This window comes from Micromonospora sp. MH33 (genome assembly GCF_003013775.1).
Classification (GTDB): domain Bacteria; phylum Actinomycetota; class Actinomycetes; order Mycobacteriales; family Micromonosporaceae; genus Micromonospora; species Micromonospora fulviviridis.
The window spans coordinates 68,255-83,673 of sequence record NZ_MUYZ01000002.1 but is presented as its reverse complement, the minus strand read 5'-3'; the positions used below and the strand labels follow the sequence as shown (position 1 = coordinate 83,673).

General features: G+C 70.7%; 11 protein-coding genes. 6 read left to right on the top strand and 5 right to left on the bottom strand.

The window, feature by feature from the left end:
* Position 1: 1 nt before the first annotated feature.
* The 5 genes from B0E53_RS00865 to B0E53_RS00845 form a co-directional block, all read right to left on the bottom strand.
* A complete protein-coding gene (locus tag B0E53_RS00865) occupies positions 2-2,296 on the bottom strand; it encodes a M14 family metallopeptidase (protein ID WP_107074163.1) in 2,295 nt (764 codons plus the stop codon).
* A gap of 515 nt (positions 2,297-2,811) precedes the next feature.
* Complete coding sequence (locus tag B0E53_RS00860; protein WP_107074162.1) at positions 2,812-4,236, bottom strand: M1 family metallopeptidase; 1,425 nt, start codon at positions 4,234-4,236, stop codon at positions 2,812-2,814.
* A 138-nt stretch (positions 4,237-4,374) separates the two neighbouring features.
* Positions 4,375-5,334: an ROK family protein gene (locus B0E53_RS00855; protein ID WP_107074161.1), complete on the bottom strand. Its 960-nt coding sequence runs from the start codon at positions 5,332-5,334 to the stop codon at positions 4,375-4,377.
* Positions 5,335-5,338: 4 nt separating this feature from the next.
* Positions 5,339-6,808 (bottom strand): M81 family metallopeptidase, encoded by a 1,470-nt coding sequence (locus tag B0E53_RS00850; RefSeq protein WP_107074160.1) that lies wholly within the window; start codon positions 6,806-6,808, stop codon positions 5,339-5,341.
* A 12-nt stretch (positions 6,809-6,820) separates the two neighbouring features.
* A complete protein-coding gene (locus B0E53_RS00845; protein ID WP_107074159.1) occupies positions 6,821-7,966 on the bottom strand; it encodes an ROK family transcriptional regulator in 1,146 nt (381 codons plus the stop codon).
* Between the two features lie 288 nt (positions 7,967-8,254).
* On the opposite strand from B0E53_RS00845, the gene B0E53_RS00840 reads away from it, so the two are divergent.
* From B0E53_RS00840 to B0E53_RS00815, 6 genes are all read left to right on the top strand, one after another.
* Entirely contained in the window at positions 8,255-10,060 is a 1,806-nt protein-coding gene (locus tag B0E53_RS00840; RefSeq protein ID WP_107074158.1) for a peptide ABC transporter substrate-binding protein, read from the top strand.
* Positions 10,061-10,138: 78 nt separating this feature from the next.
* The gene (locus B0E53_RS00835) at positions 10,139-11,098 is read left to right on the top strand and encodes an ABC transporter permease (protein ID WP_107074157.1); all 960 of its coding nucleotides are present in this window, start codon (positions 10,139-10,141) and stop codon (positions 11,096-11,098) included.
* On the top strand, positions 11,095-12,015 hold the full coding sequence (locus B0E53_RS00830) for an ABC transporter permease (protein ID WP_107074156.1): 921 nt from the start codon (positions 11,095-11,097) through the stop codon (positions 12,013-12,015). The genes B0E53_RS00835 and B0E53_RS00830 overlap by 4 nt, the downstream gene beginning before the upstream one ends.
* Positions 12,016-12,028: 13 nt before the next feature.
* Positions 12,029-14,155 carry an ABC transporter ATP-binding protein gene (locus B0E53_RS00825; RefSeq protein WP_107074155.1) on the top strand — a complete coding sequence of 709 codons (2,127 nt, stop codon included), beginning with the start codon at positions 12,029-12,031 and terminating at the stop codon, positions 14,153-14,155.
* A complete protein-coding gene (locus B0E53_RS00820) occupies positions 14,152-14,916 on the top strand; it encodes a copper homeostasis protein CutC (protein ID WP_107074154.1) in 765 nt (254 codons plus the stop codon). Before B0E53_RS00825 ends, B0E53_RS00820 begins: the two co-directional genes overlap by 4 nt.
* An 80-nt stretch (positions 14,917-14,996) precedes the next feature.
* Positions 14,997-15,290 carry a DUF1330 domain-containing protein gene (locus tag B0E53_RS00815; RefSeq protein WP_107074153.1) on the top strand — a complete coding sequence of 98 codons (294 nt, stop codon included), beginning with the start codon at positions 14,997-14,999 and terminating at the stop codon, positions 15,288-15,290.
* The last annotated feature ends 129 nt before the right edge of the window (positions 15,291-15,419 follow it).

The window sequence follows — 15,419 nt, the reverse complement described above, 5'->3', positions numbered from 1 at the left end:
ACTACTGCTCGACGACGGTAATCGTCGCCGTGCGGTAGTTGTTGCGCTTGTCGTTGCTCGACGGGTCGTAGTTCTGCTCGATGTTGCCGGCGCTGTCGACCGAGAACCAGCGGAACGTGGTGGTCTCGGTTACGTGGAACACCTGCCCCGGCTCACGGAACTCGGTCGCCGCGTAGCGCGGCGACTCGAGGGTGGGCCGGCTGCCGTCCGTCGTGTAGTAGATGGTGGCCGGCTCGCTCGTCTCGAAGCGCACGTCGACCGGCCCGGAGTACTTCCCGCCGCCGGGAACAAGCCGGGACGTCGGCTTCTGGTTGTCCTTGCCCCACTCCGCCGCGATCCGGAACATCTCCATGATGCCGTTGGCGTACTCCATCGTCTCGGAGTGGCCGCTGACGAGGTCCGGGTTTCCCACCCACGCCGGCTGGAACGAACCGCCCTGCCAGTTGCCGGTGGCCGGGTTGTAGATCGAGCCGCCGACCTCCCAACCGAAGGCGTAGATCCCGTAGGTGTGGTAGAGGTCCTCGCGCACGTTGCCCGCGGAGGAGTAGAGGACGTCCGACGAGCCGCCGACGTTCTCCGGCGTGACGACGGTCTGCCGGTGCGCCTTGACCTGCGACAGGATCCTGGCCGCCGACTGCCAGTAGAACGCCTCGTCACCCAGCGGCGGACGCGGCGTGGTGATCCGTCCGTCCGCGATGTAGGCGCCCGGCTGCCAGAACAGCTGGCCGCCGTTGGAGTGCACCGACATCATGAACTTGATGTTCGAGTACTTCTCGACCAGCCAGATGATGTTCTTCGACTCAGGCTCGGACAGCTTCTCCGGTCCCTGGTAGGTGTCGCTGACGCAGCTGTTCGACCCGCCCGAGTAGCCGTCGTGAGCCGACCCGACCCGGTAGTTCCGGTTCAGGTCGACGCCCCAGGAGTTACGCCGGGCCGGATCGGCGTTGTCGTCCGCGCAGTGGTTCGTCATGTTCCGACGCTGTGAGGCGAAGTTGTAGAAGCTGTAGTTCGCCCCGTCGGGGTTGTTGGACAAGATGAGGAAGATGTCGGTGTTGTCGACGATCTTCTTCGTCTCCCAGTCGGACTTGTAGTTGTGCACCAGACGCTCGGCCGACTCCAGGCTGGTCGTCGCCGGCACCCATTCACGGGCGTGGTCCTGCGCCTGGATCAGCACACCCGGGTTCCTGCCGTCGCGGTGCTTGCCGATCCGCAGGACGGGGATCGTGGCCGGGCCGCGCGGCACCTCGCCCTCCGGCGCGCCGACGCGCTTCTGGTCCAGGAAGTCGGTCAGCGCGACCGGGCCGGAGGACGCCGCGACGATGCCGGTGCCCGCGTTGGTGCGATACGGGTGCGCCCGGTCGATCAGGCCCTGGGACTGGCTCTCCAGTGCCGCCGCGACCTGTGCGGCCGTACTCGCCAGCCCACCGGAGGCGTCCTTCGCGAGGAGGACGCGGACCGCCTTGCCCGCAACCTCGACCCCGAGCGGGAGGTTCGCCCCCGGCCGGTTCACGAACTCGACGGTGATGTCGTTGCCGCCCTCGTGGCCCCATGCGGCCGAGCTGACGACGACGGCGCCCTGCCCGGTGCCGCCGATCGTGGCCTGCGCCTTCCGCTGGTAGCCGTTCGTCTTGTTCGGCAGGTAGACGATCTCGGCGATGTCCGGATACTGGCGGGCGATCTCCTCGGCGCGGCTGAACAGCTGCTGCGGGTGCCGGTAACCGTCGACGAAGTCCCACTTGTAGGCGGGGTTCGCCGTCAGCGGCGGCGCACCGTCCTCGAGCCAGTTGGAGACGAAGCCGGTGGCGACGCCCCCCGTCGAGCTCGTGACCCGGATCTGGCTCGGGCGCGCGTCGAGCTTGAACAGGTTCCGGTGGAACATGTACTGCCCGGAATCGACGAACCGGCTCATTGTCCGGGCAGAGCCGAACGAGGTGCCCGGGCCCGAGTCGTTCTCGAGCTGCATCGTGACGATCGGGCTCGTCTGCGCCCCTTCGGTGGTCCGGGCCTCGACGTAGAGGAAGCCCTGGCCCTTCGTCGTGAACCAGTCGGCACGGGCGATCCGTACCGTCTCCTCGTGCGCGAGCGGCTGGACAGCCTTCGCGCGGACGGCCTGGAGGCCGCCGTCGGCCGCCTCGCTCCAGGCGAAGCCCTCGCCGTCGCCGAGGATCTCGACGCCCAGCGCCTCAAGTTCGGCGACCTGTTCTGCGGTCGCCACCGCCTCGCCTTCGATGCCGGTCGGCACGCGCCGGAGACCGTGTTCGAGGTCGAAGCCCGCGGCGACCACCTTGTCCAGCATGTCGGCGCCGGTCAGCTTGATGCGTACGAGGCGTGCGGCCTCCGGAACCTCAAGGCTGGATCGTGCTGAGCCTGCCGTGGCTGCCGATCCGGCGGGATCAGCACCCGCCGGCCCGGTTGCCATGAGGACGCTTCCCACCAGGGTGGGCAGCGCGAAAAGCGCAATGCGTCGTCGTATGGGTCGCATTCTCCCCTCCTTCTCCTTGCGACGTGCGGTTGACGCGGTGGCCGGCCCGGCTGCGGGTCGGGCCGTCCCTCCGCGACGGTCACGCCGAGCTCACGCAGGGTCGACCCGTGCACGACGGTGGTCGCCGTGACGGGTTCGGGGAGGACCGTGAGAGAGCCGGATGCGTTGAGCGTAGGCAGGTCCTTCGCTACGAAGGATTGGCCGAGCTGGATTTGAGGATGACTTGAGGCGTTGCGCGGCCGTGAGCCTGACGTCGTCCTACGCCGGCGGAGAGGACGAGCAGTACGCGGAGTAGAGCGCAGCCGGCAGCCAAGCCCATGGAGCCGCCGTCACCAGGCCGTGGGCTTGCCCTTCTGGAACAGCCACACGTCGAAGAAGGCAGCGAGGTTCTGCCCGGATTCCCGCTCGGCGAGAGCGGTGAAGTCGGCCGTTGAGGCGTGGCTGTACCGGTGGCTGGCCGCCCACTCGCGCAGGATGCGGAAGAAGGTGCCGTCGCCGACCTTGCCCCGCAACGCGTGCAGGGTCATCGCCCCCCGGTTGTACGGGATGTTGCTGAACATGTCCTCGGGTCCCGGGTCGGCGAGGACGATCTGCCAGAACGACGACGACGCGGCCCGACCGTAGTTGCTGCCGCTGTTGAAGGTCTGGCTGACCGACGCGCCGCCGTTGTACTCGGTGTACATCCACTGGGCGTAGGTGGCGAAGCCTTCGTTGAGCCAGATGTCCGACCAACGCTGCGGGGAGACGGAGTCCCCGTACCACTGGTGTGCCAGCTCGTGCGCCATGGTGCCAACGCTCGCCGCGCCGGAGAAGATCGGCTTGGTCTGGGTCTCGAGGGCGTAGCCGACGTCGGGTGCCCGGTCGATGATCGCACCGGTCGAGGCGAACGGGTACGGGCCGAACGTCGAGGAGAAGAAGTCGATCATCTTTGGAATCTGCGCGACCGCGGCGGCGGACCCGGCGACCTGCCGGGGGTCGGTCGCGACGTACACGGGGATCCCGCTCGGCGTGGTCGACCTGGTGACCACGAACTTGCCGATGGTGATCGTCGCCAGGTAGCTGGCCATCGGCTCGGTCGAGTCCCAGGTGAAGGTGGTCCAGCCGTCGCGGGTCTCCTCGGACAGGAGCTGGCCGTTGCCGACGGCGGTGAGTCCCTCCGGCACCTTCGCGATGAACCGGAAGGTGGCCTTGTCGGTCGGGTGGTCGTTGGTGGGCAGCCAGGCCGGCGTCCCCTGCGGTTCCCCGACGACGAAGGCGCCGTCGTCGGTAGGCACCCAGCCTTCGATCGACCCGTCCGGGTCGGTGATCGGACCCGGTACGCCGGCGTACCTCACCACCACGGTGAAGGCCTGCCCGGTCTTGAGCTTCGGGCGGGGCGTGACGATCAGTTCCTGGCCGTCTCGGGTGACGTCGTGCGCGTGCCCGTTGACCGTCAGCGACGAGATTTCCGGACCGCGGAAGTCCAGGTTGAACCGGTCGAGATCTTGCGTGGCGATCGCGGTGACGGTGGCGGTGGCGGCCATGAACCGGGTTGCCGGGTCGTAGGAGAAGTTGATGTCGTAGTGCTGGGCGTCGTATCCGCCGTTGCCCTCGTCCGGGAAGTACGGGTCGCCGACGCTCGCCGCGCCGGCCGAGTAGCGAGGGGCTCCGGGGTTGCCAGGTGCTGCGCCGGCCGTGTCCGGTGCCACCACCGATCCGACAGTCACCAGGGCGACTGAGGCGAGCGCGGCACCGCGCAGGCGTGGGACTGCCATGTGGATCCCCTCCCTTGGACTGACGGAGCAGCGCTCCGCCAGCTGTGTACGCCCAATCCACTCGCACCGAACGGGCGTCGTCAAGGTCTCCAGGCCACCCCGGTCATCGTCCTGGTCGTGGTCACCACGCAGTTCGGCTCATCCTTCTCCTGGCTCCGGTGCGCCCCAACCGTCGGGAACGGACAGGCCGGCGAGCCGTCGGGCCAGGATGGCGGCGCCGATCTGTGCGGCCTGTGGGCCGAACGCGGAGCGCAGAACCGGGGGCGGGGTCCGCCATGCGAGGGCCGCGCGCAGGGCGTCGCGTACCGGGTCGAAGAACAGCGCGCCCGCGTCCGCCAGCCCACCGCCGAGAACGATGCGGGCCGGGTCGAGGGTCAGGGTGAGGGTCGCCAGGGCGATCCCCAGCGCCTGGGTCGCGTCGTTCCAGACGGCGGCGGCGACCGGATCGGTAGCCACCGCGTCGGCGATGGCTCGGCTGTCCGAGCCCGGGGTTCCGCCGAGTCGGGCATAGCGGCGAGCCAGCCCGCCGGCGGAGGCGTAGACCTCCAGGCATCCCCGCTGCCCGCAACTGCACGGCTCTCCGCCGGGGTGGACCGGCATGTGGCCGACCTCGCCGGCCGAGTCGGTCGCGCCCGGCACCGGCTCGCCGTGCACCACCACCGCCGCGGCGATGCCGGTGCCCAGCGGCAGCAGCAGGAAGTTGTCCAGTCCAAGGGCCGCCCCGGCCACCGCCTCGGCGACGCCGGCCGCCCGCGCGTCGTGCCCGACCGCCACCGGGAGCCCGAGGTCGTCCCCGACGAGGGCGCGGAGCGGCACGTTGCGGAACCGGAGGTTGGCGGCGTACCGCACCACCCCGTTCGTCTCGTCGACGAGGCCCGGCGTGACCACGCCGATCGCGGCGGGTGTGGCGCCGAGATCGAGCGCGTCGTCGCGCAGCTGGAGGCACAGGGACCGGACCGCCTTGACCGGGTCGTCGTCCGCGCGCGACGGGGCGGTCACCGTGTGCCGGCACCGGCCGTCCGCGCCGACCACGGCCCCCTTGATGGTCGTTCCGCCGACGTCGACGGCGAGGACGCACTGGTCTTCGGGCTGGGTCACGCGATCACCCGGTCACCACGGTGAGGTCCGCGGTGAAGTCGCGGTCCAGGGGAAACACCGGTCGCACCACGTTCCGGTACGGCAGCCGCGCGAGGTCCTGGTCGACGCCGCCCGGCGTCAGGGCGAGTAGCCAGTCTCCGGCCGCGTCGAACAGTTCGGGTTCGAGATAGCCGATCTTCACCACGACGAGATCCACCTCGTCGACCTTGACGCCCAGCCGGGCGTAGGAGTCCAGCAGGCGGTACTGCATCCGGCGTGAGGTGACGAAGACGCTGAGCCCGCCGACCCGTACGCTGACGCACCGCCCGCCGTCGGGATCGTCGGCGACCGCCTCCAGGATCCCGTCGAGCGGGAGCGGCCCCGGGTCCCGGGAGTCGATCCGCCCGCCGACGGTCACCCGGACCGGTGAGCCGAGCGGCTGGTCGGCGATCTGCGCCACGGCCAGCGGATCGACCAGCGAGGCGAACACGGCACGACGGGAGCCGTCGCGGATCTCGGGGCGGGCCAGCATCCGTTCCGGGGCGAAGGTGACGTCGTCGGCACCGCCGGCGCCCGGGTTGTCGCCGGAGTCGCTGATGAAGAACGGTCGCCGATCCGGCTCGGCGACCGCGGCCAGAGCGGTGTCGAGGCACTCGTCCATCGAGCCGGTGGGGGCGACGAAGGCGAACTCGTCGCGGGCCGCCCAGAAGTGCCCGCCGAGCTCGCGGGCCGCCTCGGTGGTGGCCGTGGCGTCGGTGCCGGTGACGACGACCGCGCCCCGGCAGCGCGGCTGGTCGGCCCAGGCGAACCCGATCCAGATCGCCGCGTCGACGACGCCCTTCCGGGCCTCGACCTCGGGGATCCGCGCGTAGAGTCCCCGGGCCGGCTCCTCGCGGGTGCTGGTCATCTCGCCCGGCAGCAGGATCGGCACGTGCACCAGCGCCTTGTGCGGGCGCTGCTGCCGGCGCAGCGCCTCGACCAGGTTCCGGGCGGCGCGCTCACGGGTCTCCCACACATCGACGTGCGGGGCGGTGCGGTAGCAGGTGAGCAGGTCGCAGGCGTCGAAGAGCACCTGCGAGACGTTGCCGTGCAGGTCCATCGCGGCGGAGACGAACGGCTCCGGCCCGATCACCGACCGGATGGCGGTGACGAGTTCGCCCTCCGCGTCGTCGCTCCCGACGACGGTCATCGCGCCGTGGATGTCCAGCAGCATGCCGTCCAGGGGGCCGGCGACGCCCAGCTTCTCGACCAGCTCGGTGGCCCACACCTCGTACGTCGCCCGGTCCACCGCCCCGCCGGGCAGGGCCCGGGCGTGCACGAGCGGGATCCACTCGACGTCGGCGGCCCAGGGCTGGGTGGGGGAGAGCCAGTCGTATCGCGCCAGCAGCGCATCGCCCCGGGTGACCTCGAAGTCGTCGGCGGTGCTCAGGTGCGGCGAGAAGGTGCTGGACTCGATGTGGATGCCGCCGATGGCGACGCGGAGGGGACGGGGCACGGGTGTTGCTCCTCAGGAGGGTCGTACGTCGGTCGTCGTGCGCAGCAGGTGCCCGAGGCCGACCAGGGCCGCATCCGGGCCCGCGACGCTGGCTTCGATGGTCAGGGACTGGGTCATGGACGGTAGGCAGCGCTCGTAGAGCATCCCCCGGGTCGCGGCCACGTAGACGTCGAGGCTGGACAGCGCGCCGCCGATGACGACGGCGTCGGGGTTGAGGAAGTTGACCAGGCCGGAGAGGGCGACGCCGAGCAGCCGGCCGGCGTGGCGCACCATGGTCACCACGGTCGGGTCGGCGTCGCTGACCGCTGCCACGATCTCCCGGATCGTGGTCGCCGACGAGCCCTGCTCGGCCAACTGGCGGGCCAGGGCGGCGCCGCTGGCAACGGTCTCCAGGCAGCCGCGGCTGCCACAGGAACACTCCCGCTCGCCGCTGTCCGCCACGCGGACGTGGGTGACATCGCCGCTGAGGCCGCGCCCGCCCCGGTAGATCTGACCGCCGCTGACCAGGCAGGCGCCGATGCCGGTGCCGGCCTTGACGTAGATCATGTCGCTGAACTCGTCTCTCCGGGTGACGTACTCGCCGATCGCCGCCGCCTTGGCGTCGTTGTCGACGACCACCGGCACCGGGAAGCGCTCGGCGAGCCGGGCCCTCGCGTCGACGCCGCTCCAGCCGGGCATCCGGGCCGGGCCGATCAGCCGCCCACCCGGGAACTCGACCGGACCGGGAAGGGCCACGCCCACCCCGAGCAACTCCTGGCCGGGCGCGGTCGCCGCCTGGAGCCGGTCGACCGTCGCCCCGACGACCTCGAACACCTCTGCGGGCCCGGCGGCGATGTCGATGGCCACCTCCTCGGTGGTGCGCAGCCCTCCGTCGGGCGCGCACAACCCCACCCGGGCGTGCCGGCCGCCCAGCTCGGCGACGGCGAGGATCCCCTTGGTCTCCCGCAGGCGCAGGATCCGGGGGCGTCGTCCCCCGGTGGACCGGCCCACCCCCTCCTCGAGGATGACGCCCTCCTCCAGCAGCCGGCGTACCACGCTCGTGACGGTCGAGGGGGCGACCTGCAACGCCTCGATGAGATCGGCGCGCGAGGTGACCGTGCCGCTGGCCAGCAGGCTCAGGGTCTGGTCTCGCAGCGTGGCGGAGATCGATGGTTCCAAGGGTGCCTCTCCTTGTTCGGGCGGTCCTCCGGCGCCGCCTCAGTGTCGCAGTGCCCGGCAGGGTGCGTTCCGGAGCCCACGCGAAGAGTTTCGGTCGATGCTTCGCCGACTTAGATCGTAGCCTGGCCGAAGTCTCCGAATAAAGAGGGTAACTTTCGTTGACTCCAAACTTCGGCCCGGATACATTCTCCGCGTCGAACGTCGAGGAGCAGCACCAGGCGGCCGAACGCGTGGCACCGCCGGTAGCGCCCGGAGACGCGGGGCAGTGCACATCAATCGAGGAGATTCATGAGGAGCAGATTTCCCCGGCGAGCCCTCCGCGGCGCGGTCGCGGTAGCCAGCGCGGTCGCCCTCGGGGCGGGTCTGGTCGCCTGCGGTGGTGGCAGCGGTTCGTCGAAGGACGGCGGGAGTCAGGGCAAGGACACCGCGACCGTCGCCTTCCGTACCCCCAACTGGATCCTGCCGATCTCGGCACCCGGCTTCACCCAGGGCGAGAACGCCATCTTCGGCCAGGCGCTGTACCGGTCCCTCTACCAGTACAAGCTGGACGGCACGGCGCAGTACAACATCGACCCCCAGCGCTCGATGGCCGAGGCGCCGGTGGTGAGCGACGGCGGCCGGACGCTGACCATCACGCTGAAGGACAACACCTGGTCCGACGGCAAGCCCGTCACCACCAGGGACATCCAGTTCTGGTACGACCTCGTCCGGGCGAACAAGGACAAGTGGGCGTCCTACCGGGTCGGCGGCCTCCCGGACAACATCGCGCAGTGGTCGGTCAAGGACGACAAGACCTTCTCGATCACCACCACGAAGGTCTTCAACACCGCGTGGTTCGTCGACAACCAGCTCAACAAGATCACCCCGATGCCGCAGCACGCCTGGGACAAGGACTCGGCCACCGCGGCCGTGAGCGACCTGGCCAGCACGCCGGCGGGCGCGAAGAAGGTCTTCGACTTCCTCACCACGGCCGCCAAGGACCCGAAGACCTACGACTCGAACGAGCTGTGGAAGGTCAACAGCGGCCCCTGGAAGCTCGCGAAGTACGTGCCGAACGGCGAGGTCACCCTCGCCGCCCAGCCGAACTACTCCGGCGTGGACAAGCCGAAGCTCGCCAAGATCGTGCTTCGGCCGTTCACCGGCGACGACGCCGAGTTCAACGTCCTGCGCGCCGGTGACATCGACTACGGTTACGTGCCCGCGGCCAACCTCTCCCAGGAGGGCTACCTCAAGTCCAAGGGCTACACGGTCTCGCCGTGGTACGGCTGGTCCGTCACCTACCTGCAGCTGAACTTCAACAACCCGAAGACCGGGGTGCTGTTCAAGCAGCCGTACCTGCGGCAGTCGCTGCAGATGCTCATCGACCAGCCGACGATCAGCAAGGTGATCTGGTCCGGCACGGCCGCGCCGACGTGCGGCCCGGTGCCGGCCAAGCCGGGCACCAACGGCGCCGACGCCGCCGCCTGCGCGTACTCCTTCGACCCGGCCAAGGCGAAGGAACTGCTGGAGAGCCACGGCTGGAAGGTGACCCCGGACGGGCAGACCACCTGCCAGACGCCGGGCACCGGGCCGAACCAGTGCGGTGACGGCATCGCCGCCGGCACGCCGCTGAACCTCACCGTGACCAGCCAGACCGGTTTCGCCGCCACGACCAAGATGTTCGCCGAGATCAAGTCGCAGATGGCCAAGCTGGGCATCCAGCTGACCATCAAGGAGGTGCCCGACTCGGTCGCGGTCACCCCGGCCTGCAAGCCGACGGATGCCACCTGCTCGTGGGACATGTCCTTCTTCGGCTCGCAGGGCAGCTGGTACTACCCGGCGTTCGCCAGCGGCGAGCGGCTCTTCGCCACCGGCGCCCCGGTGAACCTGGGCAGCTACAGCAACCCGGAGGCCGACAAGCTCATCGAGGCCACCCAGTTCTCCGGCGACGAGAGCGCGCTCAAGGCGTACAACGACTTCCTCGCCAAGGACCTGCCGGTGCTCTGGATGCCGAACCCGGTGTTCCAGGTCTCGGCGTACCGGTCCGGTCTGCAGGGGGTCGAGCCGCAGGACCCGATGAACTTCATGTACTTCCAGGACTGGTCCTGGAAGTGACCGATCACTGATCGTCCCGGCCCCGGCGGCGCCCACCGCGCCGCCGGGGCCCCCGACCGGGGAGGAGGCAGGGCCCAGGTGGTCCGATACCTCATCACGCGCTTGGGCCAGGCCCTCGTCGTCGTCGTGCTCGTCACGGTGATCGCGTTCCTCATCCTGCACCTGCTGCCCGGGGGCGCGGCACGCGCCACCCTCGGCAAGGAGGCGACGCTGGAGCAGTTGGCGGCGTTCAACCACGACATGGGCTACGACCGGCCCTGGATCCAGCAGTACGGCATGTACGTGCAACGTCTGCTGCAGGGCGACCTGGGCTACTCGTACCAGCTCAACCAGTCGGTCGTCGAGGCGATCAGCCAGCGGCTGCCGAAGACGATGGTGCTGTCGCTGCTGTCGACGGTGCTCGCCATCGTGCTGGCGATCCCGCTCGGGGTGATCCAGGCGGTACGCCGCAACCGCTGGCCCGACTACGCCATCACCTCGCTGTCGCTGCTGGCGTACGCCACGCCCATCTTCTTCATGGGCCTCATGATGATCATTCTCTTCTCGCAGGTCTGGCCGATCCTGCCGCCCGAGGCGCCGCAGGGGTTCACGGTGGCGGAGGTGCTCGCCGATCCGGCCGGGCTGGTCCTGCCCACGATCACACTCGCCATCGTCACCATCGCGGTCTACTCGCGTTACGTCCGCTCCGCCATGGTCGACAACCTCAACGAGAACTACGTCCGCACCGCCCGCAGCAAGGGCCTCTCCGAGCGGCGGGTGGTGCTGCGGCACACCCTGCGCAACGGGTTGTTCCCGGTCATCGCGCTGCTCGGGATGTATCTGCCCGCGCTGTTCAGCGGGGCGTTGGTCGTCGAGTCGCTGTTCAACTTCCCCGGCATGGGGCAGCTGTTCTGGCAGGCGGCGCTCAAGCGTGACTTCCCGATCCTGCTCGGGGTCACCGTCATCATCTCGATCGCGACGGTGGTCGGCGCGCTCGTCGCCGACCTGCTCTACGCCGCCGTCGATCCCCGGGTCCGACTCCAGCGGAGCGCGTCATGACCACACTCTCCGAGGCGGTCCGCCCAGGTGCCGCCCCCGACCAGCCGGCCGACGCCGAGGCGCCGGTGCGCGGCCTCTGGCGGCAGGGCCTGGTCGTCTTCTGCGAGAACCGGCTCGCCCTGGTGGGCCTGGGCCTGTTCGTCCTGCTGGCCGGGATCTGCTTCCTCGGTCCGCTGTTCTACCACACCGACCAGGTGCACACGGACCTCACCGCGGTACACCTGGCCCCCGGCGAGCAGGGGCATCCGCTCGGCACCGACGGGGTCGGCTACGACCAGTTGGGGCGGCTCATGCTCGGCGGGCAGACCTCGATCATCGTCGGGCTCGCCGCCGGGATCCTCGCCACCGTCCTGGGCACGATCTGGGGCGCCGTCGCCGGGTTCGCCGGCGGTTGGGTGGACTCGGCGATGATGCGGGTCGTCGACGCGATGATGTCGATCCCGTCGCTGTTCCTCTTCATGCTGCTCGCCGCCATCGTCACGCCGAGCGTGTCCATGCTCATCGTCATCATCGGCGCCTTCGCCTGGCTGGGACCGGCCCGGCTGGTCCGGGGTGACGCACTGACCCTGCGCTCCCGCGAGTACGTCCAGGCCATGCGGGGGATGGGTGGCACCGGCGGCCGGGCGGTACGCCGGCACATCGTGCCGAACGCCATCGGGACCGTGATCGTCAACGCGACCTTCCAGGTCGCCGACGCGATCCTCTACGTCGCGTACCTGTCCTTCCTCGGCCTCGGCGTCCCTCCGCCGGCGGCGAACTGGGGCGGGATGCTCTCCGACGGCCTGGCGGACACCTACAGCGGCCACTGGTGGCTGCTGTACCCGCCCGGCATCGCCATCATCCTCATCGTCCTCGCCTTCAACTTCATCGGGGACGGGCTGAGGGACGCCTTCGAGGTCCGCCTCCGGCGACGCTGAGCAGGAGCAGAAAATGAGCGAATCGACCGTCCGACACGCGCCGGCAGCCGGCGAGCCGGCAGTGGGCCAGCCCCTGCTGGAACTGCGCGACCTCGACACCGACATCGCGCTGCGCCGCGGCACGGTGCACGCCCTGGACGGGGTCAGTCTCCAGGTCATGCCGGGGGAGACCCTCGGCGTCGTGGGGGAGTCGGGCAGCGGCAAGACGATGACCGCGCTCTCGATCATGGGCTTGCTGCCGCCCGGCGGCCGGGTGTCCGGGGGACAGATCCTCTTCGAGGGCCGAAACCTGCGATCGCTGCCGGCGGACGAGGTACGCCGGATCCGTGGCGTCCGGATGGGCATGGTCTTCCAGGACCCGCTCACCTCGCTCAACCCGACCATGCGGATCGGCGCACAGGTCGGCGAACCGCTCCGGGTGCACGAGCGGGTCGGCCGGGCGGAGGCCCGGGAGCGGACCATCGAGATCCTGCGCCGGGTCGGGATGCCGCGCCCGGAGCGGATCGTCGACAACTACCCGCACGAGCTGTCCGGCGGGATGCGGCAACGGGTCGCCATCGCGATGGCACTGATCTGCTCCCCCCGCCTGCTCATCGCCGACGAGCCGACCACCGCGCTCGACGTCACCACCCAACGGCAGATCCTCGAACTCATCGACGACCTGCGGGAAGAGTTCGGGATGGCCGTCATCCTGGTCACCCACGACCTCGGGGTGATCGCCGGCCGCGCCGACCGGGTCGCCGTCATGTACGCCGGGCGGGTGGTCGAGACCGCCGCGACCGGAGAGCTGTTCCGCTCGCCACGGCATCGCTACACCGAGGCGCTGATGGAGGCGCTCCCCGAGTCGGCGATCCGGGAGTCCGGTGAACACGCCCGCCTCTACAGCATCCCGGGCCTACCGCCGGACCTGTCCCGGCCCCTGACCGGCTGCCGCTTCGCGCCACGCTGCCGGCAGGTCACCGACGACTGCCGGACCACCGAGGTGACCCTGTCGGCCGGCGCGCACCAGCACGCCTGTCTGCACCCGGTTCCGGCGGGGACCGTCGCACCGGTCAGCCTGCCCGCCCCGGTGCGCGTCGAGCCGGTGCCGGATCCTGACGGCGCGGTGGCCGGACCCGGTGTGCCGGCGGCCGAGCCCGTCCTGTCGGTGCGGGACCTGGTCAAGAACTACGCCGCGCACGGCCGCGGGCTGCTGCGCCGGACCGCGGGGCAGGTCAGCGCCGTGGCGGGTGTGTCGTTCGACGTCGGCCCGGGCGAGACGTTCGGGCTGGTCGGCGAGTCCGGCTGCGGCAAGTCCACCGTGGGCCGGCTGGCCGTCGGGCTGGAGCAGCCGACCGCAGGGCAGATCATGCTGGACGGTACGGACATCGCCGGCCTGGCCGGACGGGAGCGCCGCCGGATGCACCGGCAGGTCCAACTGATGTTCCAGGACAGCTACGCCGCGATGAACCCGCGGATGCGCGTCGACGCCATCCTCGCCGAACCCCTCGAGATCCAGAAGGTGGGCGGCGCGGCGGAGCGCCGGGCGCGGATCGCGACGCTGCTCGACCAGGTGGGACTGTCGCGGCGGGTCCTGGAGCGCTACCCCCACGAGTTCTCCGGCGGTCAGCTGCAGCGCATCGGACTGGCCCGTTCGCTGGCCCTGCAACCGCGGCTGATCGTCGGCGACGAGCCGGTGAGCGCGCTGGACGTGTCCATCCAGGCGCAGGTTCTCAACCTCATGCGGGACCTGCAGCGTGAGCTCGGTCTGGCGTACGTCTTCATCAGCCACGACCTGTCCGTCGTCGACTACATGGCGGACCGGATCGGCGTCATGTACCTCGGCAAGCTCGTCGAGGTCGGGCCCGCGCGGGACGTGGTCCGAGCCGCCCGGCACCCGTACACGCAGGCGCTCATCGACGCCGTCCCCACCGTCACGCCGAACGCCGCGACCGCGCGCGACGGGGTGACCATCCGGGGCGAACTGCCCAGCGCGCTCGACCCGCCCACCGGGTGCCGGTTCCGGACCCGTTGCCCCCTGGCCCAGGACATCTGCCAGACCGAGCCGCCGCTGGCCGGCGACGCGCACCAGGTAGCCTGCCACTTCCCGCTGCGTCCGGAGTCGACCGCGGCGTCCGCCCGGGCCGGGGCGGCCGCATGACCACGGTCGAGATCTGCGTGAGTGACGTGCCGACCGCGCTGGTGGCCGAGGCCGCCGGAGCCGACCGGCTGGAGCTCTGCGCCGACCTCGGCCAGGGCGGCACCACCCCGAGCCTGGGCACGGTCGGGGTCGCGCTGCGGACGTTGCGCAGGGTCGGCGTACGGGTCATGGTCCGTCCCCGCGGCGGTGACTTCCGGGTGAGCGAGATCGAGGAGCAGGTCATGCTCGCCGACATCGAGGCCATCCGCGGCCTGCCCAATCCGCACGGTCTCGAGGTCGGGGTCGTGGTCGGTGCCGTCACCGCCGCCGGCGGCCTCGATCTGGGCGTGCTGCGGCGCCTGATCGAGGCGGCGGGACCGCTGCCGGTGACGGTGCACAAGGCCTTCGACGAGGTCGGCGACCAGCTGCGGGCGATCGAGGAACTCATCGACCTCGGGGCCGACGCGGTGCTCACCTCAGGCGGGGCGCCGACCGCGCTGGCCGGCGCCCCGCGCATCGCCGCACTGCGGCAGCGGGCCGGTGACCGGTTGCGGGTCATCGCCGGCGGCGGCATCCGGTCGCACAACGTCCGGCAGGTGCTCGCGGAGACCGGAGCGCGGGAGGTGCACCTGCGAGCACCGGTGCGGCGCGACGGACGCGAGGCCACGGACGGCACCGAGGTACGTCGGGTGGTCGAGGCCACGCGTGCCCGTGCCGAACAGCTGCGCGACGTGGTGGGTGGCGCGGGGCTTCATCCGGTGGACCAGAGCGCCGAGGCGTGACCGGGCCGGTCGGGTGGCCGCTACCCTAACCACGGTATTCCAGCAGGGGATGCCGTCCAACCGAGCGGGGGGCAGCGACGGTGCCGAAGGCCTACTGGATCACCACCTACCGGGCCATCAGCGACGACAAGAAGGTCGCCGCTTACGCGGAGCTGGCAGGCCCGGCGCTGCGCGCCGCCGGCGGCACGTTCCTGGCGCGCGGCCTGCCGGCTCACGCGTTCGAGTCCGGCGTGCTGGAGCGCACGACACTCATCGAGTTCGACAGCGTGGACGCCGCGGTCGCCGCCCACGAGACCCCCGCCTACCAGGAGGCACTGCGGGCGCTCGGCGACGGCGCCGACCGCGACCTGCGCATCATCGAAGCAACGCCCTGACGCCGGGCAACAGGCAAGCGCGGGCGAGGCCAGCACGGGGACGGCGACGGACGTGAACCGGCCGCACCTTAGGCTTGTCGGCATGCTTGTCCGGCACCGCACAGCCGCTCAGTCCGACGCTCCCGATGG